The 20,938-nt window shown below is 70.8% G+C and carries 16 protein-coding genes; 9 read left to right on the top strand and 7 right to left on the bottom strand.

Translation table 11 applies throughout. From position 1 onward, the window contains the following. Positions 1-351: 351 nt before the first annotated feature. Together WMF39_RS49215 and WMF39_RS49210 are read left to right on the top strand one after the other, a co-directional pair. On the top strand, positions 352-2,709 hold the full coding sequence (locus WMF39_RS49215) for a hypothetical protein (protein WP_437743346.1): 2,358 nt from the start codon (positions 352-354) through the stop codon (positions 2,707-2,709). 155 nt (positions 2,710-2,864) lie between these two features. Next, positions 2,865-4,223, top strand: a complete 1,359-nt coding sequence (locus tag WMF39_RS49210; protein WP_437743345.1) for an ADYC domain-containing protein — start codon at positions 2,865-2,867, stop codon at positions 4,221-4,223. A 65-nt stretch (positions 4,224-4,288) separates the two neighbouring features. Here the strand turns inward: WMF39_RS49210 and WMF39_RS49205 are convergent, their stop codons facing one another. The 3 genes from WMF39_RS49205 to WMF39_RS49195 all read right to left on the bottom strand — a co-directional run bounded on the left by WMF39_RS49205 (position 4,289) and on the right by WMF39_RS49195 (position 7,922). Further along, positions 4,289-5,401: an ABC transporter substrate-binding protein gene (locus tag WMF39_RS49205; RefSeq protein WP_437743344.1), complete on the bottom strand. Its 1,113-nt coding sequence runs from the start codon at positions 5,399-5,401 to the stop codon at positions 4,289-4,291. A gap of 330 nt (positions 5,402-5,731) precedes the next feature. Further along, a complete protein-coding gene (locus WMF39_RS49200) occupies positions 5,732-7,033 on the bottom strand; it encodes a trypsin-like serine protease (protein ID WP_437743343.1) in 1,302 nt (433 codons plus the stop codon). 406 nt (positions 7,034-7,439) lie between these two features. Beyond that, positions 7,440-7,922, bottom strand: coding sequence for a hypothetical protein (locus WMF39_RS49195; protein ID WP_437743342.1), 483 nt, complete (start codon positions 7,920-7,922; stop codon positions 7,440-7,442). 444 nt (positions 7,923-8,366) lie between these two features. On the opposite strand from WMF39_RS49195, the gene WMF39_RS49190 reads away from it, so the two are divergent. Together WMF39_RS49190 and WMF39_RS49185 are read left to right on the top strand one after the other, a co-directional pair. Continuing rightward, entirely contained in the window at positions 8,367-8,939 is a 573-nt protein-coding gene (locus tag WMF39_RS49190) for a hypothetical protein (RefSeq protein WP_437743341.1), read from the top strand. Positions 8,940-9,047: 108 nt separating this feature from the next. Continuing rightward, positions 9,048-11,015: a RecQ family ATP-dependent DNA helicase gene (locus WMF39_RS49185; RefSeq protein WP_437743340.1), complete on the top strand. Its 1,968-nt coding sequence runs from the start codon at positions 9,048-9,050 to the stop codon at positions 11,013-11,015. Between the two features lie 319 nt (positions 11,016-11,334). Here WMF39_RS49185 and WMF39_RS49180 read toward each other — a convergent pair whose 3' ends face one another. Further along, complete coding sequence (locus WMF39_RS49180; RefSeq protein ID WP_437743339.1) at positions 11,335-14,700, bottom strand: protein kinase domain-containing protein; 3,366 nt, start codon at positions 14,698-14,700, stop codon at positions 11,335-11,337. Between WMF39_RS49180 and WMF39_RS49175 the strand changes: the two genes are divergently transcribed. From WMF39_RS49175 to WMF39_RS49155, 5 genes are all read left to right on the top strand, one after another. Next, positions 14,699-15,217 (top strand): tyrosine-type recombinase/integrase, encoded by a 519-nt coding sequence (locus WMF39_RS49175; RefSeq protein ID WP_437743338.1) that lies wholly within the window; start codon positions 14,699-14,701, stop codon positions 15,215-15,217. The genes WMF39_RS49180 and WMF39_RS49175 overlap by 2 nt on opposite strands. Positions 15,218-15,597: 380 nt before the next feature. Next, positions 15,598-15,948: a DUF705 domain-containing protein gene (locus tag WMF39_RS49170; RefSeq protein ID WP_437714504.1), complete on the top strand. Its 351-nt coding sequence runs from the start codon at positions 15,598-15,600 to the stop codon at positions 15,946-15,948. 114 nt (positions 15,949-16,062) lie between these two features. Beyond that, on the top strand, positions 16,063-16,629 hold the full coding sequence (locus tag WMF39_RS49165) for a hypothetical protein (RefSeq protein ID WP_437743337.1): 567 nt from the start codon (positions 16,063-16,065) through the stop codon (positions 16,627-16,629). Positions 16,630-16,637: 8 nt separating this feature from the next. After that, positions 16,638-16,970 (top strand): hypothetical protein, encoded by a 333-nt coding sequence (locus WMF39_RS49160; protein WP_437743336.1) that lies wholly within the window; start codon positions 16,638-16,640, stop codon positions 16,968-16,970. A gap of 128 nt (positions 16,971-17,098) precedes the next feature. After that, complete coding sequence (locus tag WMF39_RS49155) at positions 17,099-18,247, top strand: hypothetical protein (RefSeq protein ID WP_437743335.1); 1,149 nt, start codon at positions 17,099-17,101, stop codon at positions 18,245-18,247. A gap of 162 nt (positions 18,248-18,409) precedes the next feature. Here the strand turns inward: WMF39_RS49155 and WMF39_RS49150 are convergent, their stop codons facing one another. The 3 genes from WMF39_RS49150 to WMF39_RS49140 form a co-directional block, all read right to left on the bottom strand. After that, positions 18,410-19,141, bottom strand: a complete 732-nt coding sequence (locus tag WMF39_RS49150; protein ID WP_437714496.1) for a hypothetical protein — start codon at positions 19,139-19,141, stop codon at positions 18,410-18,412. Further along, complete coding sequence (locus WMF39_RS49145; protein ID WP_437714494.1) at positions 19,141-19,413, bottom strand: hypothetical protein; 273 nt, start codon at positions 19,411-19,413, stop codon at positions 19,141-19,143. The genes WMF39_RS49150 and WMF39_RS49145 overlap by 1 nt, the downstream gene beginning before the upstream one ends. A gap of 947 nt (positions 19,414-20,360) precedes the next feature. Next, entirely contained in the window at positions 20,361-20,840 is a 480-nt protein-coding gene (locus tag WMF39_RS49140) for a hypothetical protein (RefSeq protein WP_437743334.1), read from the bottom strand. Positions 20,841-20,938: the final 98 nt, after the last annotated feature.

The following is a 20,938-nucleotide window of genomic DNA, read 5'->3' as shown; positions in this document are numbered from 1 at the left end:
ACGGGTGTGCCCATAGGGGTGTCCACAGCGGTGCCCGAGCCGGTGCCCGGGGCGGGGGCTCCGAGGGGCGACACGAGGCGCAGCGTCCCGCGGCGGCGCCCGCGGGCCTGCGCTGGATCCGGGCCGGAGGCAGAGCGGCTGGCACGCGCCTCGCTAAACACCTTCGCGAAAGGCCGTCGCGAAAGGCCGTCGCGTCCGCGGAGCATGCCGCGCGCGGCGGCACCGACTTCCGCGGTGGCCGGGTCGACGCCACCACGCCGCGCCCCCTGCGCCGGGGGCGCGAGGCCATCCGTCGACGACGCCGCGCCGCGCGCCGCGCGCAGGCGTCGCGAACCAGCTCAGGAGGAAATCATGTCGAATCATGTCCACACGCGCGCCCGCCGCAGCTCGGTCCTGTCTCCTGTCGTCCTGGGTGCGCTCGGCGCGCTCGCGGCCGGGTGCCTCGCCGACGCGGAGCCCGCGCCGGAAGCGCCGGACGACACCGGCGAGCAGCCGATCGTCAGCGTGAGCTCGCCGGTCGCCGGCCCCGCCACCGCGAGCGCGACCTTGCCCGCGGCCGGCATGAGCGCGGTGCCGGCGAGCACGCCGATCAGCGACACGAGCGGGAGCGCCATCCGCCTGGCGAGCTTCTCGAACGGAGCGAACCTCGCGGCCGGGCCGACGAGCGACCGCGCGGGCTGGCGCAACGCGGCCACGACCGACCCCTTCTCGGCGCCTCCGGCGCTCAGGACGCACCTCGACGAGGCGCTCGCGAGCGCGGACGCGAAGGTCGCCGCGGCGCTCGACGAGGCCGACGCCAGCGCGGTGCTGGCCGATTTCGAGGCGATGTTCCCCGGGGGACTCTCGGCCAGCGTGACGCAGGACTTCGACGGCTTCGCCGCCGCGCGCGCCCGCTGGCTGAAGCGCTCGATCGAGAAGACAGGCACGTTCAATTACCCCGACCCGCGCCTGTTCGGCGAGGCGCGCCTGCGAGGCGCGCGCCTGTACTGCGCGGCCCGCGAGGTGCAACGCCAGCAGAGCGCGCGCCGCAAGCGGTCGATGGGCCGGAGGGCGCTCGCCGAGCTCAACCTCTTCGGCCGCACGGTGGACCTGCTCGTCATGGAGCCGACGGTGGTGCTCGACGGGCCCGAGCGCTTCACCGGCTCGGGCGTCAACGACGGCGCGCAGGCGTTCGTCGTGCCCATCCTCGCGGGGGGCAAGCTGACGCCGATCGGCAACATGGGTCTGCCTGGCTTCGGCGAGATGCGCGCGCCGCTCGCCTTCGTCAGCGCGGACGGCGAGGTGGTGAACGACGCGTCGCTCGATCCGACGACGGGCGCCTTCCGCCGGCGCTTTCAGACCGTGACGCACGCCGACGCGGTGGTCTCGCGCCGGGCGGTCGTGCGGCCCGACCCCGTCAGGTTCCCGCTGTTCGATATCGGCGTCGTGCACGTGAACCTCGAGCTCAAAGCGCGCGCCGACATCGGCGCGCTGAGCACGCCCAACGAACGGCTGCTCGGCCACACCTCGGGCACGCTGCCCTTCGGCCTGACGCCGCGGCCGATGGGCCCCATCGGCTCGATCGTCGTGCCCTTCCCGGTGTCGTGGGGCGACATGCCGATGATGCTCGGCTCGGGCACGGCCGCCACGCCGACGCCGGTCGCGCCGGCGTCGGGCCTGCGCTGGTTCTTGCTGTCGCCCTCGGGCGCGGGCGACATGGGCCTGATGCCGGTGACGAACCCGATGCTCGCGCGCATGATCCAGGACGACGATCACACCTTCACGGTGCGGCACAGCGTCGGCATGGAGTCGGTATTGACGGCGGGCGCCGGGTTCGACATCGGCGTCTTCGCCATGTGGCTCGACGTCTCCGGCGGGCTCGGGGTCAACGGCGGCCAGGAGCAGGTGCTGCGCGATGCGGTCGCGCTCGAGAACCAGCAGCCCGTCACGGTGCTCTCGGTGACCCCCCGCGGCTTCGTGAACGCGACGTACTCGGCGGCCATCAAGCTGCACCTGCGCTTCGGGCCCTTCGGCTTCGACGTGCCCATCGTCAACACCCGCGGGACGCTGGCCGAGACGACGACGGGCGACTGGCCCGAGGCGAACCGCTTCCGCATGGGCACCGGCTCCGGCACGGGCGCGCCCTTGACGCAGCCGAACGTCCAGTCGCACCTGCCGCTCGACGGCGCCTTCTCGAGCTTCCCCGTCGACGTCAACACCTGCCTCGCCGACACGGCGCCGAACCCGCCGACGCCGCCGCCTTGCGAGGCCGATCCGCCGAGCGGCGCGCGCCCGGCCGTGAACATCTGCCTGACGGGCCGGGCGGTCTCCGGCTTCCCCTACCCGTCGAACGTCTGCGCCGACCCGGCTTCGTACTCGAACACCCTGCGCGCCAGCGGGTTCAGCGCTGCGCAGGCGAAGTGCGTCGAGGCCCAGCTCAGCCTCGTGTGCGCCCCTGTCTCGACGCAGACCAGCCTGACGAGCGTGAACCACGTGACCGACATTCGCTTCAACCCCGACGGCAGCGTCGACACGAGCGCCATCGGCGCCGAGGCCAGGGCGGTGAGCGAGGCGATGCAGCAGTGCGAAGACGCCTTCGGCGCAGGCGCGGCGCGAGCGCTCTTCGGCGTCGAGGCCTGCGACGACCAAGCGAAGCCCTTCAGCCCGAATCGACCGCCCTTCAGCGTCACCGTCGGCGGCACGACCATCCGCCCGCCGAGCTGCGAGTGAAGGCGGCGCCCGGGGCTGAAGGGCCGCATCCTGCCTCCCACCCCGGGGCGTCCCTGCGGGGCTGTCGGAGCACGGGGGCCTGTGTCCAGCAGAGGCCGCGGTCCCCGAGGTGGTGAGGGCGGCGAACGCGACGAGCGCGACGAGGAGGATGACCGATGAGAAACGAAACCTGGCGAGGCGAGCGACGTGGGCGCGGCGTGCGGGCCGCCGGAGGCGCCTCGGCGGCGTGGCGCGCGCGATCGATGCTGGCGCTCCTGGCAGCGGGCGCGTGCGGCGCCTGCGCTCTGCCCGAGCCCGGGGATCCCGAAGACGCAGCGCAGGCGGCGCCGGACGCGCCCCCGTCCGGGATCGAGGCCGGCGGCGCCGGCGAGCCCGCCGGCGCGCTGCCGCCCGGCGCGGCGACGGGAGGCGCCGAGGGGGACACGACGTACGAGCTCCCCGATCTCAGGGCGCTGCTGCCTTATGACCCCACGAAGCGCCCTGGCAGCAACGGCCCGGGTATCTACGTGATGGCGGCCAGCGATAGCACCTACTGCTTTCTCAACGATCAAGGCGTCCCGTCCTTTTGCCCCGAGCGGTTCGTCAACGCCGGGGGGAGCGTCAAGCTCGAGTTCCGCAGCGCGACGAGACCCACCGCGCTGTACTCGTCCGCCGTGAGCGCGTCGCGCATGCTGCCCGGCGAGACGGCCTTTCGGCCGGTCGTGCTGCGAAGCGTGCGCGCCGTCGGGATGGAGCTCGAGATCGAGGTTGCGCTCGACGGCGTTGTGTTCCCGCCCGTCCGGGGAGCGGCGCTCTCCTCGTTCAAGCTCGAGGTGGCCGGCCCCGGGGGCCTGTTCTTCCGCTACGAGCTGATGGTAGAGCCGCCGGGCCCGGCGCCGCTGCCGCCTCCGCCGCCGGATCCGGAGCCGCGCCCCTGGTTCCGACGGTACAACGTCAAATACCGGGTGGTCCCCGCCGGGGCCGATCCGAGCGCCTCCCGGTGGCGCCGCCACTGCAGCGTGGCCGGCGTCGATCTCCGGGCGTCGTTCGCGGGGGAGAGCAGGGTCGACGGGCTCTTCGCCACCGTCGCGCGCGACGCGAGCGCGACCACGATGAGCTGTGAGACGGGGGCCATCGACATGTGCCTCTCGTGGGGATATGCCCCCTGGCGGACCGAAACGGCGAGCGCCGACGAGGGCCGCTTCCTGTTCGGCGCCTGCCTGCACGCGAAGCGCGCGGCCTACTTCGCGGGCCCCGCGGGCGGCGCGGAGCGCACGACCAGCTTCACGCGCCCGGGCACCCCGATCGTCGTGCGCGACAAGCTGGGCATCCTTCCGGGCGCCGACCCGACGCACCTCGAAGCGATCTGGAGCCCCGAGGGCGCGAAGTGCTTGAACGTGGAGAACCTCCGCATCTCCGAGTTCCACGACCATGTGGCCTCGCTGTCCTCGCTGCCCCCGTGCACGGCCCACTGGTCCACCATCGGCGCGTTCGCCACAGGGCGCGTCGGGCCGCCCGGCCCTTCGACGTGGTGAGCAGACCGCCTCGCGGGCGGGTCAGGGCCGGGCGGCGCCTCCGGCAGTCGGACCTGCGTGCTCTCTCAGCCGGCGTGAAGGATCCGAATGCGATCGGGTTCCGCCGGATCTCGATCAACGACCTGGACTGGCGGCCAAGCCCACTGCCAAACGCTGATGCCTGGCGCGCGGGAGAACCGGATCTGCCCGCGGGTGCCTTCGACCGCGACGCGCGCCCAGGAGTCGGCGGTGCGCGCCCGGTCCGCGCCGTGAGAACGCAGCACATCGGTGAGGACGGCGACCGTGTCGTAGCCCTCGAAGGCGACGAAGGAAGGCGCTTCGGCCAGCCGCTCGCGCAGGGCCGTCTCGACTCGGGCACCGAGTTGGCTGAGGCGCTCGGGCAGGTAGCGCAAGAACGGGATCGCGGCGTTGTCGCCGCCCAGCAACGCCGCCCATTCGGCGAACTCCGGTTGCCCGGCCGGAGCACCGATCATGATCTCGGCGAGGCGCTGGTCGCGGCGGACAGACCTGACGATCGACACCGCCGGCTCCGGGTAGCCGACCAGAAGAAGGAGGGCTGTCGCGCGGTTGCCGGCGAGCTCGTCGCACACGGCCGCGGGGGCGAGCGCGCGCATGTCGAGCTCGATGACGGTGCCGCCGCGTGGAGCGAGGTAGTCCCGCAGAACGCGGGCCCCGGACGCCCAGTAGACGCTCGAATCGGCTGCTACGGCGATGCGCCTGTGGCCCGCGCGGAGGAGGAAGTCCGCGTAGATCCGCCAGCCGTGGGACTGCGCCGGGGCGAGGCGCGCGACCCATTCCGCTGGCTGTTCGGTGAGCGCGTCGAGGACCGCTGACGAGCAGAGGAACGGCAGGCCGAGGGCGTCGGCCCTGCCGGCAGCGGCGCGAGCGGCGACGCTGTGATACTCCCCCGCCAAGGCAGCCACGCCCAGGCGAGCCAGCTCATCGACGGCCGCCGCGGCCCTCTGCGGATCGGCCGCGGTGTCTCGGACCACCAGCTCGAGTGGTCTTCCGACGATCCCGCCGGCGTCATTGACCTCGCGAACGGCCAGCTCGAGTCCAGCGAGCAAGTGCCGGCCTGCCTCGACCCAGCCGGGCCGAGTCAGCGGAACGAGAGCGCCGATCTGGACGGATGATCCGTCGGTCCGCACCGCTCCAGGTGGCGACAGTGGCGTATTCATGCGTTGGCGTCACCCGTGCAACGATTCGTTACACCATGCCTGCAACGCAGAGTAGCAAGGCCCGATAGCACGGGTCCATCCATTTCGCCGTGGCGGGCGCACCTGGGTGACCATGCCGGACATTGCATCCGCCCACCATCTCCAGCGGTGGATCACGCCAGACGCCGTGTCCACGAGGGTAGGCCAGCACATCTTGGGGCTCGATCCGCACGGGGCCTACCGAGCGAGGCTCGCGAGAGCGCGCCGTCCTGGCCTCGCGCGGCCGGCGTGGGGGTGATTCGGCGCTCGCCTCGCGACGCGAGGAGCGCTGGCCGCTCCGCGCGCTCGCTCCTACAAGCGCTCGATGAGGAAGCTCCGGGTCTGGTCGTCGAAGCTCTGGGGGGCGAGGTTCGCGTCTGCCGTGAGGACGCGCGACTGGGCCGAGTATTGGAAGAGCCCGTCGTAGAGCGTCACCTTGAAGCCGGGGGGGACGCGGACGGAGCTGGCCCTCCGGTCCCAGGGGGCCCAGGGGCCGCCGAAAAAGACGGCGGAGCCGACGCCGTACATGAACGATTCGCCCGAGAAGTTGGCGTGCTCGTAGAAGGTGACGACGTCCAGCTGCGGGTCCGAGGCGTTCGAGACGACGATGCCCGAGAGCACGTCGTTGAAGCCCGCGGCCACGAGATCCGTGTCCGAGGTGAAGATGCGCACCTCGCCCCCGAAGTTGTGGTGGATGAAGGCCGTGACCCGGAGCCCGGCGGGGACCTCGATGGCGCTCGCGCGGTTGTCGCCGATGATCGTCGTGTTCAGGAGGTTGTGGTGGCCGATCCCGAAGCCCTGCGAGATGCCGGAGAAGTTCGAGAGATCGTGGAGCACGACCTGGTTGCTGGGGTGGACGGTGGGGCCGGCGGCGATCGTGGCGTCGATCCACGCCCGGTGGCGCGCCACGTCGACGCCGGTGACCGTCGCGTGCAGGTTCGTGCCGTTCTGTCCGTTCGTGGCCGAGAACACGGCGACCTGGCGCCCGTCGACGAACCACGGGCCGCCGGAGTCGCCGCTCCAGCCCGCGCCCGTCACGCCGGTCCCCAGGAGCTCCTCGTCGGAGCGCCAGCCATTGATGTGGAGGGTCGCCTTTTTGAGCGACGGCGCCATCACCAGCGGCGTGCCCTCGCTCCCCCAGCCGTAGGCCGTCGCGTCCCTGTCGATCCAGGTCGACGTCGCCTCGGCGAGCTGGACGAACGGGCCATCGGCGTCCTCGGTCAGGTGGAGCAGCGCGATGTCGGCCACGGCCGAGGGCACCTCGACGGCGTCGACCTCGATGCGCTGGCCCGCGAGGTACGTGTTGCTGCCGACGCGCACGGCCGACGTCTCGCCCTCGTCCGCGATGCAGTGCTGCGCGGTGAGCACCCAGCGCGCCGCGACGAGGGTGCCTGTGCACTGGTAGAAGTCGCCCGTGCTCCGCACGTCGAAGACCTGCACGGCCCAGGGGCTCGCCTCGGCGAGCTCGCCGCCGATGATCGCGGACGAATGCGACCCCAATGCATCGAGCGTCTCGTCGGACGCGCCTTCAATCGAGCAGCCCGTGGAGAGGCCGAGCGCGGCGCCCGCGCACACCGCGAGACCAAGCTGATGACCAAGCTCTCTCTTCTTCATTCTGCCTCCACATCATGATTCTGTTCAGACGATCGTTCGCGCCGACGGAGTCCGCCTCCGCCAGGAGCCAGTGCTCGTCAGCAAGCCGAGTGACGGGGCCTGTGATTGCGTCGTGCCGGGCTCGGCGACGGCATCTCCAAGCAGACCCATGGGGGCACCAGGCTGAAACCGGTGAAGGGACAGCCGGAGCGGCAGGCCCGGAGGCGGGCGGTCGAAATCCGCCCGCGACGGCTCAAGAATCGCGCCCAGAGCATGCTGCGCTACCCGGAGCGGCGCCAGGCGGCGATCTGGAACGGCCGCGTTCGAGGCGTGGAACGAGGCGGCATCCCGCCGCACCTCGCCCGCGCCGGCAGCCTCCAGCGACACCTTGACCCCCTCGGACGTCACCTCCGGCGGACGCGATCGATCAACGATACGGTCCCTGCCGCGGCGCCTCACCATCGAGCGCCGACACGTCCACGTGCTCGTCGAGCCCCTCGAGGTCCTTCACGTGCCACTCGACCAGCATGCAGCCCGCGCAGATGTACGCCTCGAGCTTGCCGACCCTCCGGCTGCGCCAGACGCTCGGCTGCGCGATGGCGAGCTCGTTCCGCCCGTCGGCGTCCGCGTCGAGGACCTTGGGCGCGTGGAGGATCTTCCTCGCGCCGCAGGCGGGGCAGCGGAGCTCGTCGCGCATCGACGCGGATCGCCGCTCGAGCAGCGCCTGGACCTCGCGCTCGAGCCGCCCCACCCGCTCCTCGAGGGAGCGCTCCGCCGGCGCGCTCGCGGCGTGGGGCTCGGTGACGGGATCCGCGACGGGCGCGCTCGCGGCGCGGGAAAGCCGGGCGCCGCAGCCCGGGCAGAAGACATGGGCCTCCGCGTTCGAGCGGCCGCACGTGGGGCAGTGCATGCCGACAGGATACGGGCGATTTCCCGCGGAGCGAACAGCAGGAAGGCGCGATCTCACGCCACCAGGATCTTCACGGCCACGAGCCGGTCCTCGCGTGTCCCGTCACCGGCCTGCTCGTGCGGGTTCCAGCCCCAGAACCACGCCGTCCGTCGCGGCTGGCTGAATGAGACGCCAAGATACTTGTTATTCTCATGGCGCCTTGGCGGCTAATTTCTCGCTTGAACGACGTGCTCGGCGCTCCCGAACATCGATCAGGTTTGCCGTTCTAGCCGTGCTTCGGCTGACGCGTCGAGGCCGCTTGCAGAGGCGCGGTAGATTGGCAGGCTTCTGATCGATACCGAAGTGCGCCGTCCGTCGCGACAAAACCCATCGCCGCCTTGAACGTCACCATGACAAGGTCGCACGTTGTCTTCAGACGCGAATGTGCTATCCTGATGTCTCGTCATGGACGTTATCTTTCGACGCACCGGCGAGCGGCGGTACGCCGTCGTCGTGGAGGTCGCCGGCAAACAGCCCCAGGTGATGGATCCGGCGCCTGGGTTCGACGACCACATTCCGCACGACCTCGTCCACTACGTCGTGGAGGCCGAGCTCGGCTTGACGTCGGGCGTCTTCGGTCGTGCCGCGAGCGGCGGCGGCACCTTTATCTCGGCCGCGCTGGGCGACCGGAGCCCGCGCGAACGGGCGCGCGAGCGGCGGAAGCAGCTGCGCCGGGAGACATCGCTTCGCAACGCGGACGAGGGCAGGCAGCACGACATGGTCACGTCGGAGCGCCTCGCCGCCGTCTGCGACCTGATCTGGAGGCGCCGCCAGGGGCAGCGCCCGGATGCCTCGCGGCCCGCGCCGCGCGAGTCGCTCTCGGGCGAAGATGCCCGGCGAGTCGATCGCGTCGTCGTCCGGCTCGAGGAGCTGGCGCCCTTGTGGAACCAGCTGCCGGTGGGCGGTGAGCTCGCCTTCACATGGCCGAGCGTCGTGCCGAGGGCTCCAGGCCGGCGAGACGAGCGCCGCGTCGTGTGATGTCGGTTCCGCGGGAGAGCTTCTCACTGATCCGGGCTTGTCGCTCTACGCGGCTGCTGAGGTGACGGCGGGGTGTTCCTCGGCGCGAGCGAGGTGTAGGATGCCCCCTTGAATCAGCCCACACCATCCGGCCCCGATCTGCTCGACGTCCTCGAGGCGCGGTTCAACTTCCGCGAGCTCCGCCCAGGCCAGCGCGCGGTCATGGATGCCTTGCTCTCGGGCCACAGCGCGCTCGCGGTCTTCCCGACAGGCGGCGGCAAATCGCTCTGCTACCAGCTCCCCGCGCTCCTGCTCGACGGGGTCACGATCGTCATCTCTCCGCTGATCGCGCTGATGAAGGATCAGATCGATTTCCTCAGCGCGCGCGGCATCGCCGCGGTCCGGCTCGACTCGTCGCTGTCAGCCGACGACGCGGCGGAGGCGCACAGGGATCTGCGCTCGGGCAAGACGAAGCTGCTCTATGTCGCCCCCGAGCGGTTCGTGAGCGAGCGGTTCATGGCGCTGCTGAAAGAGCTCAAGATCGCCATCTTCGCGGTGGACGAGGCCCACTGCATATCCGAGTGGGGACACAACTTCCGCCCCGACTACCTGAGGCTCGCGGACACCGCCCGGGCGCTCGGCGTGCCGCGCGTGCTCGCGCTGACGGCCACCGCGACGCCCGGGGTCGTGCGCGACGTCTGCGCCACCTTCGGCATCCGCGAGGAGCACACGGTCATCACCGGCTTCTACCGACCGAACCTCGAGCTCCGCGCGACGGCGGTGAGCGCGACCGCGCGCGACCGGGTCCTGATCGAGCGCCTGCGATCCCGGCCGCCCGGCTCCACCATCGTCTATGTCACGCTCCAGAAGACCGCCGAGCACGTGGCCGAAAAGCTCGCTTCTGCGGGGCTGCCGGCGCGCGCGTACCACGCCGGGATGGAGGCGGCGGAGCGCGCGCGCGTGCAGGACGACTGGATGCAGAGCGACCGCGGCATCGTGGTCGCCACCATTGCGTTCGGGATGGGGATCGACAAGCCCGACGTGCGTTATGTCGACCATTACAATCTCCCGAAGAGCCTCGAGAGTTATAGTCAGGAGATCGGCCGCGCCGGCAGGGATCAGGCGCACTCGGTGGTCGAGGCCTTCGTGTGCGGCGACGATCTGCCGGTCCTCGAGAACTTCGCCTACGGCGACACGCCGACCGAGGACGCGCTCCACGGGGTGGTCGGCGCCGTGCTCGCCGCGCCCCAGGTGGAGCTCGGCCTGCACGCGCTGGGGACGCGCCACGACGTCCGGCCGCTCGTGCTCCGCACCGCGCTGACCTACCTCGAGCTGATGGGCGCGGTCCGGCAGCTCACGCCGTACTACGCCGGCTACGAGGTGCGGCTCCACCGCAGGCTCGAGGAGGTCATCGCGTCGGTGAAGGGCGAGCCGGCGCGGTTCCTCGAGGCGCTCTTCGGCCATGCGAAGAAGGGGCGAGTCCTGTACACGGTCGACCCGGCCGCCGCCGCCGCCGCGCTGGAGCAGCCGCGCGAGCGGGTGGTGCGCGCGCTCGAGTACCTCGAGCGGCAGGGGCTCGCGGAGCTCAAGGTGTCGGACATCCGGCACCGCTTCGTGCGCGTCGCCTCGATGGACGACGCGGGCGCCCTCGTCGGCGAGCTCCTCGCGCGCTTCGCGAAGCGCGAGGACGCCGAGATCGGGCGCGTGCGGCAGGTGATCGAGCTGCTCACCTCGGAGCGCTGTCACGCCGCCGCGCTCGCCGCGTACTTCGGCGAACGCCTCGACGCCGCGTGCGGGCGCTGCACCTTCTGCCGCGCCGGCGTCGCCGTGACGCTGCCGGAGCCGGCGCACGCGCCGCCGATGCCTGTGGGGCTCGACGTCGCCGCGTTCACGGCGCTGCGCGCGGCGCACGCGGGCGCCCTGGGCCATCCTCGCCAGGCGGCGCGTTTCCTCTGCGGCCTCTCGAGCCCGGCGACCACCCAGGCCAAGCTCGCGCGCGATCCGCTCTTCGGCGTCCTCATCACGCGCCGGTTCGCCGAGGTGCTCGACTGGTGCGCCGGGCTCCCCCGCCTCGCCGGCGCCGCAGCGGCGACCTGACCAAGGCTCAGGGTCTCGCCGAAGCGCCCGAACGCCATGAGGTCCGCGACCGGCGGCACGAGGTAGAGGAGCGTCGCCACGCCCGCCACCGCGCCCTGCCGCATCAGCGAGGGCAGGAGCCCGACCACCCCGATCGAGAGCCCGAACACCGCCCAGAGCAGCCCCACGCAGAGCGGGAACGTGAGTTCCATTTGGCGCTCCTCGGTCAGCAGTACCATCGGCAAGGTGACGAGGGCAGCTCCGACGGGCGCCGCTGGAAGTACACTTGGTCGACTTGGGCATAGCTGCCCGGTGTCAGGCAGCTGTGCCCAAGTCGAGGCTAGGGCCGGGCGGCGCCCGGCGCGGCGCCCTCCGCTCCTCGCTCCGCTTCACGCGCCGCCTCGGCGTACTCGCGCCGTAGCAGCGGGTCGAGCTCGAAGGCGCGCCCGAGCGAGGCCTGGGCCTCTCGCGCTTCTTCGCGTCGCGCCTTCGCGTCGGCCGCCCCGCGCGCCCGCGAGAGCACGAGCCCGCCGCGCACGGCGTGGGCGTGCGCGAGGAGCGGGTCGCGGCGCAGCGCCTGCTCGACGTGCTTCAGCCCCTCGTCGGCGGCGCCGCGGGCCTCGGCCGGCGACGACGCTCGCGCGAGGTGCCAGCAGGCGCGCGCGAGCTCGACGTGGCCCTCGGCGTGGGGGTAGATCTCGATGGCCCGCCGCGCGTCGTCGCGCGCCCGCCGCAGCGCGGGCAGGGGTGAGCGCCCTCGCTGCCGCGCCCATTGCGCCTCGACCGCGCCGAGCTGCGCGCCCGCGAGCAGGCAGCCGAGGCAGCTCGGCTCTGCCCGGTAGGCCTCGGCCAGCGCGGCCCGCCCGGCCTCGAGATCGTCGCTCGGGTCTCCGCCCGAGCGCAGGGCGTGGAGCGCGGCCAGGCGGTGGCCCTCGGCGCGGTAGGACGAGGTCCGCCCCGCGGCGGGGTTGATGGCGCGCGATCGGTCGAGGTGGGCGAAGGCGCGCTCGATCGGCGGGCGCGGGTCCGCGCCGCGCCCGGCGAGGTACTGCGCCAGGGTCAGCTCGGCCACCGCGGCCTGGTTGAGCGCCTGGTAGAACTGGGCGTCGAGCGCGAGGGCCCGGCGCCCGATCTCGAGCGCCCTCTGCACCGTGTCCTGCGGGTCGAACCCGTGCGCGAGGTCGTACGAGGCCCAGTCGTTGTAGAGGTCGCCGAGGTTCCAGTAGGGGAAGAGGTATTTCGGATCGCTCTCGATCGCCTGGCGGTAGGAGCGCGCGGCCTCGGCGTACTCGGGGCGCGGGTCCTGGCCCTTGTCGCGCCGGTGGTTGCCCTTCCAGCGGTGGACGTTCGCGAGATCGTTGAGCGCCCAGGGGTAGTTGGGCTCCAGCTCGAGGGCCCGCGTCAGCCGGGCGCGGGCCTCGTCCCAGGCAGGGCCCGGGTCGAGGCCGGCGCGCGCCTGCTCGAACCCCCGCGTGAAGTGGGCCAGCCCCGCGGCGTCGTGCGCGTACACGTCGCTCGGGTCGAGCTCGATGGCGCGCGCGGCGGTGGCGAGCCACTCATCGAGGATGGGCTCGGGCTCGAGGCCGCCGCCTTCGTCCTTCATGAGCTGATACCAGCTCATCAGGACCTGGGCCCTCCGGGTGTGGCCCGAAGCGCGCCCCGGCGCCGCCCGCACCGCCTTGCCCGAGGCATCGAGGGCGCGCTCGAGCGCTTCTTTGCGGGGCCTGCCCTGCCGCTCGTCGACCTCGGCCCGCTTCAGCCAGGCCACGGCGAGCGCCTCGTACACCAGCGCGTCGCTGCGCCCCACCTCGAGCGCCTCGTCGTACCGCGCGACCGCCCGATCGAGATCGGCGCGCGCGCCGTCGTAATCCCCTCGATCGAAGCGATCGACCGCCTGCGCGTGGGCGACGTCGCCGGCGAGCCGGCGGGCCTCGTACGACCAGGGCGCCTCGTGGCCGGCGAGCTCGGCGGCGCGCGCGGCGGCGCCGTGGTCGCGGCGATAGAGGGCGATGAGCCCCTCGAGGTGGTGGGGCGACTCGATCCCGAGCCCGCGGCTCTTCTCGAGCGCGGCGAGCGCGGGCAGGAGGTACTGCTCTTCGAGCGCGCGCCGCCGCCTGGCCACCCACGCGACGCCGCCGCTGCGCCGGGCGTCCTCGAGGGCCCGGCGGTACAGCTCGCCGAGCGCGCGTCCGAGCGCGTAGTGGAGCTCGGGCGAGTCGACCCCGAGCGCGCGGGCGCGCTCGAGCTGCTCGCGCGCCTCGTCGAACTCGAGCAGGGCCAGGTGCCCGCGCCCGAGCGCGTAGCGCGCGAGCCCCGCGCCGGCGCCGCCCGTCTCGACGTGGCGGGCCGCGATGCGCGCCATGCGCTCGCGGACGCGGGCCTGCTCGCGGCCGGTGTCGTGGAGCGGCAGGCCGTAGGCGGCGCGCAAGAACCACTCGATCTCCTTGACCTCCTGTCCGATCTCCTCGCCGAGCCTCGCCCGCTCGGCCGCCTCGGCCCGGGCGCGCCGCGCCTCGAGCTGCGAGCGCAGGCCGAGGGCGCCGAGCGCCGCGATGAGCGCGAGCGAGAGGGCCGAGACGGCCACGAGCGCGCGGTGCTTGCGCGCGAGCCGCTTCAGCCGGAAGGAAAGCCGGGGGCGCCGGCCGAAGATCGGCTCGCCGTCGAGGAAGCGCCCGAGGTCCTCGCCGAGGGCCCTCGCCGTGGGGTAGCGCTGCTCGGGCTCCTTGTGGAGGCACTTGAGGGTGATGGTCTCGAGGTCGGCGGGCAGCTCGGGCGCGAGCGCGCGCAGGGGTCGGGGCTCTTCGTGCAGCACCTTGAAGAGCGTGGCGGCGGGGGTGGCGCCCTCGAACGGCGCCGCGCCGCAGAGGAGCTGGTAGAGCGTGGCGCCGAGGCCGTAGACGTCCGAGCGCTGGTCGGCGCCGTGCACCTGGCCGCGCGCCTGCTCGGGCGCCATGTACGCGGGCGTGCCCAGGAGCGCCCCGGTCTCGGTGAGGCTCTGTTCGCCGCCGGCCTCGTAGGCGAGGCCGAAGTCGACGACCACCGGGTGGAAGCTGCCGTCCTCGACCCGCTCGATCAGCATGTTCGAGGGCTTCAGATCGCGGTGCACGATGCCGAGCCTGTGCGCCTCGTGCACCGCCTCGGCCACCGCGCGCATCGCCCGCACCTTTGCGGGCAGCGACATCTCGCTCGCCGCCTCGTCGAACCTCCGGCCGCGCACGAGCTGCATCGCGATGTACGCTTTGCCCGCGACCTCACCGACCTCGTAGACCTTGCAGACGTTCGGGTGGTCGATGCGCGCCTGGGCGCGGGCTTCCTGCAAGAGGCGCAGGGCGCGGTCGGGGTCGGCCCCGCGAATGAACTTGAGCGCGACCGCTCGGCCCAGGCGCTTGTCGCGCGCCTCGACCACTTCCCCCATGCCGCCCCGCCCGAGCGGCCGGATGAGCTCGTAACGGCTCCACGCAGCAACGGGAAACCCGGCCGCTCCGGCCGCGGCGCCGCGCGCGGGCGCGCCCCCTTCCGCCTCGGCGCCGACCGCGTGCGCCTCCTCTTCGGCCGGGGGGAGAGGCCGGATCGGCGCCGAGGCGTCTGCCGGCAGCATCGTCGTCGACGCCGGGGGCCCGCCCTGCGCTGGACCCGGGGCAAGCGGGCCGGGGCGCTCCGGCGGGAGCGTGGGCTCGAGTGTTGCGTCTTCTTCCGGCGCCGACATGTTGGAAGTGGTGACAAGGTGGCACGGCCATGCGGGCGGCGAAACGTGCCCATGGGGGCCAGGCCGATGGTGCGCTGCGGGGAGCTCCTCCACTGGCGTGTTCGGATCCGCCGATGTCGCGGCCGGCGCCGGCAGGGTGGCTCTCCCCGACGCCCTGGACCGCAAGGTTCCGACCGCCGGCCGGGAATCGCCCTGGCAATGGGTCTTCCCCGCGACGCGCCCCTGTCGCGACAGGGAGACAGGTCGGCTCCGGCGGCATCCTCTGCACGAGACGGTGCTCCAGCGCGCGGTGCGAGAGGCCGCCCTCGCCGCCGGTCGATCAAGGCGCGCGCGCTGTCACACCCTGCGTCACTCCTTCGCCACGCACCTGCTGGAAGCCGGCTACGACATGCGCACGATCCAGGAGCTCCTCGGCCACCGCGACGTGAGCACGACGATGATCTACACCCACTTGTCGAACCGCGGCAGTCTGGCCGTCCGCAGCCCTCTCGACGGCCCCTTTGGTCCGACGTTGTGAACGGACCGGGTTGTGCCCAGCAACCTCCCGATGCGGCGGCCGCGCCGTTTCACCCAGGCGCGACGCGGCGCGACGCCTCCGGCTGCGCGTCCGCCGCGCCCCCTCCAGGCGCCCCCGGCCCCCCGGAAAAGCGGCGACTGCCAACGTCGTTGGACGGATCTACGCTATGGCGCTGGACCGCATTTGGGCCTTGCAGCGCAGAGCCGATCCGTGAGAATTTCCGTGGAAGAGGCCACAAAAGGCTTCGATCTAGACAGATCTGGCCCGGCGGCTTCGGTTGACCAATCGACTGATAGTTCGACGAACTCACGCATGTTCTGACCATTCTAGGGAAGTACCTTGACCATGGCCTGCGTCAGCGGGTTAGACGGAAGGTTGTCATGAACGCGAAGCAACTCGTGGCTTACGTCGACGTCGACGATACGCTCGTCCGTTCCTTCGGTTCGAAACGGATCCCGATGTCGGCGGTCGTCGAACACGTCCGCCAGCTTCATGAACAGGGAGTAGTGCTGTATTGCTGGAGCACGGGTGGCGCCGACTACGCCGAAAGCTCCGCACGCGAACTTGGCATCGACCGTTGCTTCACGGGCTTCCTGCCTAAGCCCAACATCCTCATCGACGATCAGCCGCCCGCCGACTGGCGCGGGCTCGTATGCGTGCATCCGAACGAAGCGGTATCGAAGAGCGCCCACGACTATGCCACCACCGTTGCCGCCGGGAGAGGCATCTAACACGGCGATGAAGGCGGACGGGCTTCGCCCGCCGCTTATCGCCTGGCCGTTGGGCGGGCAGCGGGTAGCCGGGGATCGTGCCCGAGCGACCTCAGTGAACTCGAACGGAGAACAATGGAACATCAGATTCGACAGGTGGTTCGTGCAGGCTTGTCCCGGCTCATGGGAGCCACGAACGAACTCTGGCCGGGCATGGATCGTCAGCTCCCGGAGCGGAACTTGTCTCTGTACGTCGCCCGAGAATTTGTCGATCGCGACTACACGACGCTGACTGAGTGGCCGTTAAACCGGAACGAGCACATCGATCTCTTGGCGTACCGCTCGGCAGAGCGTGCTATGGTCTTGCTGGAGAGCAAGCGCGCGTGGGGCAGGTCGCAGGAGCTCAGTTGCCTCTGGAACGATATGGAACGTCTTGAGCAAGCCGCAGCGTGCCTCGATGCGTGGACTTCGGCACCGAGCTCTCCTGCGGCTTGGCAACGCATCGATCCCGGTGCCGTTTTCGGTGTCGTGCTGGTGAGTTCCACTGACGCGACCACCTTTGACGCGACCAAGCGACGCAATGGCGGCATGAACGACGTCATCTCCCGACTCGTTGAGAAGATAGGCGACTTCGACCATATCGCACACCCGGACGAACATTACCCGTACGTACTGCACTATGCAGTATGGCGGATCAAGTAGGAGGATCGATGGTCAGCATCTTTCAGGGAGACGACGCAGAGACGCATCGAGCCTTCCAGGCTTGGAGGCGCGCGAACATGGATGGATTCGACATGACTGAGGGTCCGGCGGGGTCGTTCACGATTCACTATGCGCAAGATAAGCGAGAAAACTCGGCTGGGCGCGGCTGTTGGCATCAGGGTGGGAGCGGCAATGACTATAGAGCGGATAAGGATGGCTGCTATACCACCGCTCGGAAGGTTTGTTCGAACAGCCTCGCCGACCTGACCGCATGGGCCAGGAACAATGGCTTCAAAACCAAGAAGTGCGGGCACTGCAACACCGAGCAGTTCCCGTTCTGACGGAGTCGTTGCGTGGTGCGGCCCAACCCGCGGCAGGTGCTGACGGTGCGCCGAGACAGGCAATCTCGAGCCCGGGAAGAGCTGATGCGCATCGTCTATGCCGCGCGGAAGCGCAGGAACTCGTTCTGATGCGACGTGTTGGCATAGCCGTCGTCCTGGTCGCGATGGCGCTCGGCTGCGCCAGGCCGCTCACGTGCCTCGCCGCGGGGGGACCGCCCTGGGCCGAGCTCGAGTCTCCGCATTTCCTGCTGCGAACCGATCTCGACGAGGTCGAAGCGAAGGAGACGATCGTCCACTTCGAGCGAATCTACCGCGCCTTCGAGCGCGTCGCCTTTCCCCACGAGCCCAAGCCGAACGGGCTAACCCATGTGGTCGTCGTCGACGGCGAAGACGCTTTCGCGCGCATCGGCCCGCGAGGCTCCGGAGGGTACGTCTCCCACAAGGGCAACGACATGGAGCACGTGCCTTCCCTCGTGTTCCCGGGCGGCCTGAGAGACGCGGTGCGCGAGGTATTCCAGCACGAGCTCAGCCACCGCTTCTTTGCCTACTACTTCCCATCGGCGCCGGTCTGGTTGAACGAGGGGATGGCGGAGTTCTACTCGACGCTTCGCATCGAGGAGAGCAGCGTCGTCCTCGGGGAGCAGCTCTCGGACCGGCTTATCACGACAGGCAGCCAGTGGCTCACGCTGAAGATCGACGGGCGCTCTGTCGTCGGCGTGCCCAAGGCGGCGCTGCCCAGCGTCCCTACGCTGCTCTCCCTCGACCCGGCCGCGTTCTACGTGCGCGACGTCGAGGACCCAACCTCGCGCGAGGCCCGCAGGCGCAGGAGCGCGAACTACACCGCAGCCTGGGCGCTCGTCCATGCCCTGCAAATCGAGGATGACGGCTTGCACCCCGGTTTCCTCCGCTACCTCCGGGCGCTGAGCGACGCGCGCGACGCGCGGGATCGTGCCCTCGTCGATGCGTTCGGCGACGCGCCCGAGCGCGCGCTCACGCGCTTCGTCGAGACGAATGAGGTCGAGGTGCAGATCGTGAGGCGCGCGTATGTCGACCGCGCCCCGGCGATCCTGCCCCGCATGCGCAGCATGCGAGACGAGGACGTGCACGCGCTCTGGGCACGACTCCGGACGTGGAGCAATCCGTCGGGAGCACGGGCGGCGGCGGCCGATCTCGACGAGGCGGTCCGGGTCGGGCACAACAGGCCGGAGCCGTACCTCGCCCGCGGGACGTTCCGCTGGGGCCGGGGTGAAGCAGATCGCGATCAACATCCTCGGTGACGACCAGGTGAGCGACGCGAGCCTGCGACGGCTGTGGTACTACAAGAAGGCGCTCGAGCAGGCGGAGCTGGCGTCCGGCGAGGAGTGATCGCGCGGGGGCTCTCCGCAGCGCGTGCGGGTAGTCCGCCGCGGCCCGTCCCCGCGTCGCCCGCCGTGTGGCGACTATCGTTTCGGCCACTCGATGAGCAGGGCGCGGGTATGCGCATTGTAGAAGCGCATCCCGCCCATGTCCGCCACGCGCTCGGCATCAAGGTCTGCGAGGATGGGAACAAAGTTCTTGAACACGTCGCCATGGACGGCTTCGAACGCTTCACGCGTATCGTGCGAAATGCTCACCCGGGGCGCGTGCCAGCCGGCACCGTGAACCGCGGCCAACCGGCGCTTGGTTTCCGGGCGGAGAGTAAACCGAAGCCCCTCTTCGGTCTGCTCGACATCGACCTCCAGGGGCTCGCGGGTGCTCCATGCCGGTTCGCGCGGATTCTTGAGGAGGTCGAGCGCCTGCGCGGTGATCTGCTTGAACTCCTCGCGAAGCTGGGCTTCGGCGAGGCCAAACTGCGCGCCAAAGCGGATCGCGACCGCACCGACGGTCGTCGACAGCGGAAGCTGCTCCGGGGACAAGCGCGCTTCGACCGTCTGAACCGCAGCCTCGATCTGTTCGATCGGTGTTTCGTCTGCGGCGACCACATCGACGAAGCTGACAACCCGATTGCCCCCGGGCGCGATCTCAACGTGCTCCGGCCCCCGCGTCCCGACGTGTTGATCTGCAACCGGTTCGACGAGGGGACGAGCCCAGGACATGCCGGGCACGATTTCGACACCATGACGATAGAGGAACGCGTTGATGCCGGTCTTCTTCTTCGAGGGCGAGTACACGCGCTGCGCGGTCAGATACATCAGGCGGCCTCCATGCTTCGAGGCGGCAGCTCCCGGTAGAGCCACACGTCAGTGTCCATCGTCGTCCGCGTGATGGCACGCTCCCTCTGAAGGAGCGACCGAGGAGGGGCGGCGTTCACCTCCGACTGCTCTTGGGCGGACAACCGAGACCAAGCGCCATCCATTTTGTCGAGGATCTCGTCCTCTTCCTGCGATTCGAGACCTCGGTGGATCCACCGGATGTGCACGAGTCTAGCCTCGAGTTCCCGGTATTTGGCGAGAGCGTCAGACATCGTATGGCCTCCAAAACGGACGCGTTGCCGCGAGAGCAGCCTCGTACTCCACCAGCGGAGAGCGTCCCGCCGGCTCGACGACGGCATGCGGCGCATGGTCCTCGTGGACGTTCAAGCTCTTGCCGAGCTGGCTCACGGGTAGCGAGAAAACCGGATCCCGTCCCTCTCCTCCCAGCGATCGAGGCCTCCGATGCTTCGGGAGTCCGCGGGGATTGTCCATAGCGACGGACATTCCCCAACGTGGAGCGACGTATCCGTTCGCGTCGGGGTAGACGTCGAACTCGGGCGGATCCTCTGGAACGGCACCCGGTGGAGCGACCCTCACGCCCAGCGTGCGAGAAGATCGACCCAGTTCAGGCAGGTGGTCGGGAGCTTCCTTCATCGCACGGAACATGACGCGACCCATTCAGCCATCGCATACCATGGCCAGGCGTCGCTCGTCGACGCGCACGGAGCGGTTGTACATCGAAGTCGCGGAAGTCGCGTTTCTGCTCGCGTCCCCTTGCCTGTCCTCACGCCCTCGCCGCAGTGGCGGCAGAGCTTCCACGCCCGGGGGCGGCGGTCGTTTTCTCCTCGCAAGTCCGCGAAATCATTGGCCATGAACGGCCAAAGCAGATCACCACCAGCTCAACTGCCCTCGCACGACCGGCGCCGGTTGCCGGGAGGCTGCTCAGCTGCCTCCGCACCACCGGATCCGGTTGCCGGGAGGCTGCTCAGCTGCCTCCGCACCACCGGATCCGGTTGCCGGGAGGCTGCTCAGCTGCCTCCGCACCGCCGGATCCGGTTCGCAACGCAAGCTCAGCTGCTCTCGCACAACCGGACGCGGTTACCGGGGGGCCGTCAGCTGCCCGCGCCAGAACCGATCTCTGTGCCGGCGCGCGCGCTGGCGCTGCTGTCAGGATTGCCGACGCCGCCGCACCCGTCGTGCGGCCGGACCCCGGCGCTCCCTACTGCCCGCCGGGCACGCAGATCGCCGTCGCCGAGCCCGCGCCCATGCACGAGAAGCCCGCCGCGCAGTCGGTGTTCGCCGCGCAGGGGAAGGCGCACTTGCCCGCGGCCGTGTTGCACTTGTGCGTGCCGCAGACCATGTCGTTCGTACACGGGAGAGCGAGCGGGCCCGGCTGCCCCGTCGTCGCCGGAGCGGTCGTGCCCGGCTGCTGGTACTGCCCGGGCTGCTGATACCCCGGCTGCTGGTACTGCCCAGGCTGCTGGTACTGCCCAGGCTGCTGGTACTGCCCAGGCTGCTGGTACTGCCCAGGCTGCTGGTACCCCTGCTGCTGCTGGTTGTACGCGTTGTACTGCGGATCCGACGGATCCTCGGCGTCTCGGCCCCGGCTGCACGCGGAGGTCAGGAGCCCGAGGCTTCCGAGGGCAAGGACGACCGAGGCGGCCGAGCGCGCGCTGGTGAACCACATGGATCGCTTCATCAAGGTCTCCTCGAGGTGCGGGGCTCTCCCCGCGTGAGCGACGGGCCGGTGACGGCCCGCCGCTGAGATCTGAGCCCCGGCCCCCGGAGGAGGAACCG

Source organism: Sorangium sp. So ce1504, assembly GCF_051521635.1.
GTDB lineage: Bacteria > Myxococcota_A > Polyangia > Polyangiales > Polyangiaceae > Sorangium > Sorangium cellulosum_B.
This window is presented reverse-complemented; position numbering and strand designations above follow the sequence as displayed.

Coding starts and splice junctions, on each gene's coding strand:
- WMF39_RS49215 (WP_437743346.1), top strand. CDS start 352: ATGTCGAATCATGTCCACACGCGCGCCCGCCGCAGCTCGGTCCTGTCT.
- WMF39_RS49175 (WP_437743338.1), top strand. CDS start 14,699: ATGTTGGAAGTGGTGACAAGGTGGCACGGCCATGCGGGCGGCGAAACG.
- WMF39_RS49145 (WP_437714494.1), bottom strand. CDS start 19,413: ATGTCTGACGCTCTCGCCAAATACCGGGAACTCGAGGCTAGACTCGTG.
- WMF39_RS49155 (WP_437743335.1), top strand. CDS start 17,099: ATGCGACGTGTTGGCATAGCCGTCGTCCTGGTCGCGATGGCGCTCGGC.
- WMF39_RS49165 (WP_437743337.1), top strand. CDS start 16,063: ATGGAACATCAGATTCGACAGGTGGTTCGTGCAGGCTTGTCCCGGCTC.
- WMF39_RS49205 (WP_437743344.1), bottom strand. CDS start 5,401: ATGAATACGCCACTGTCGCCACCTGGAGCGGTGCGGACCGACGGATCA.
- WMF39_RS49190 (WP_437743341.1), top strand. CDS start 8,367: ATGGACGTTATCTTTCGACGCACCGGCGAGCGGCGGTACGCCGTCGTC.
- WMF39_RS49195 (WP_437743342.1), bottom strand. CDS start 7,922: ATGCACTGCCCCACGTGCGGCCGCTCGAACGCGGAGGCCCATGTCTTC.
- WMF39_RS49160 (WP_437743336.1), top strand. CDS start 16,638: ATGGTCAGCATCTTTCAGGGAGACGACGCAGAGACGCATCGAGCCTTC.
- WMF39_RS49200 (WP_437743343.1), bottom strand. CDS start 7,033: ATGAAGAAGAGAGAGCTTGGTCATCAGCTTGGTCTCGCGGTGTGCGCG.
- WMF39_RS49180 (WP_437743339.1), bottom strand. CDS start 14,700: ATGTCGGCGCCGGAAGAAGACGCAACACTCGAGCCCACGCTCCCGCCG.
- WMF39_RS49210 (WP_437743345.1), top strand. CDS start 2,865: ATGAGAAACGAAACCTGGCGAGGCGAGCGACGTGGGCGCGGCGTGCGG.
- WMF39_RS49170 (WP_437714504.1), top strand. CDS start 15,598: ATGAACGCGAAGCAACTCGTGGCTTACGTCGACGTCGACGATACGCTC.
- WMF39_RS49150 (WP_437714496.1), bottom strand. CDS start 19,141: ATGTATCTGACCGCGCAGCGCGTGTACTCGCCCTCGAAGAAGAAGACC.
- WMF39_RS49140 (WP_437743334.1), bottom strand. CDS start 20,840: ATGAAGCGATCCATGTGGTTCACCAGCGCGCGCTCGGCCGCCTCGGTC.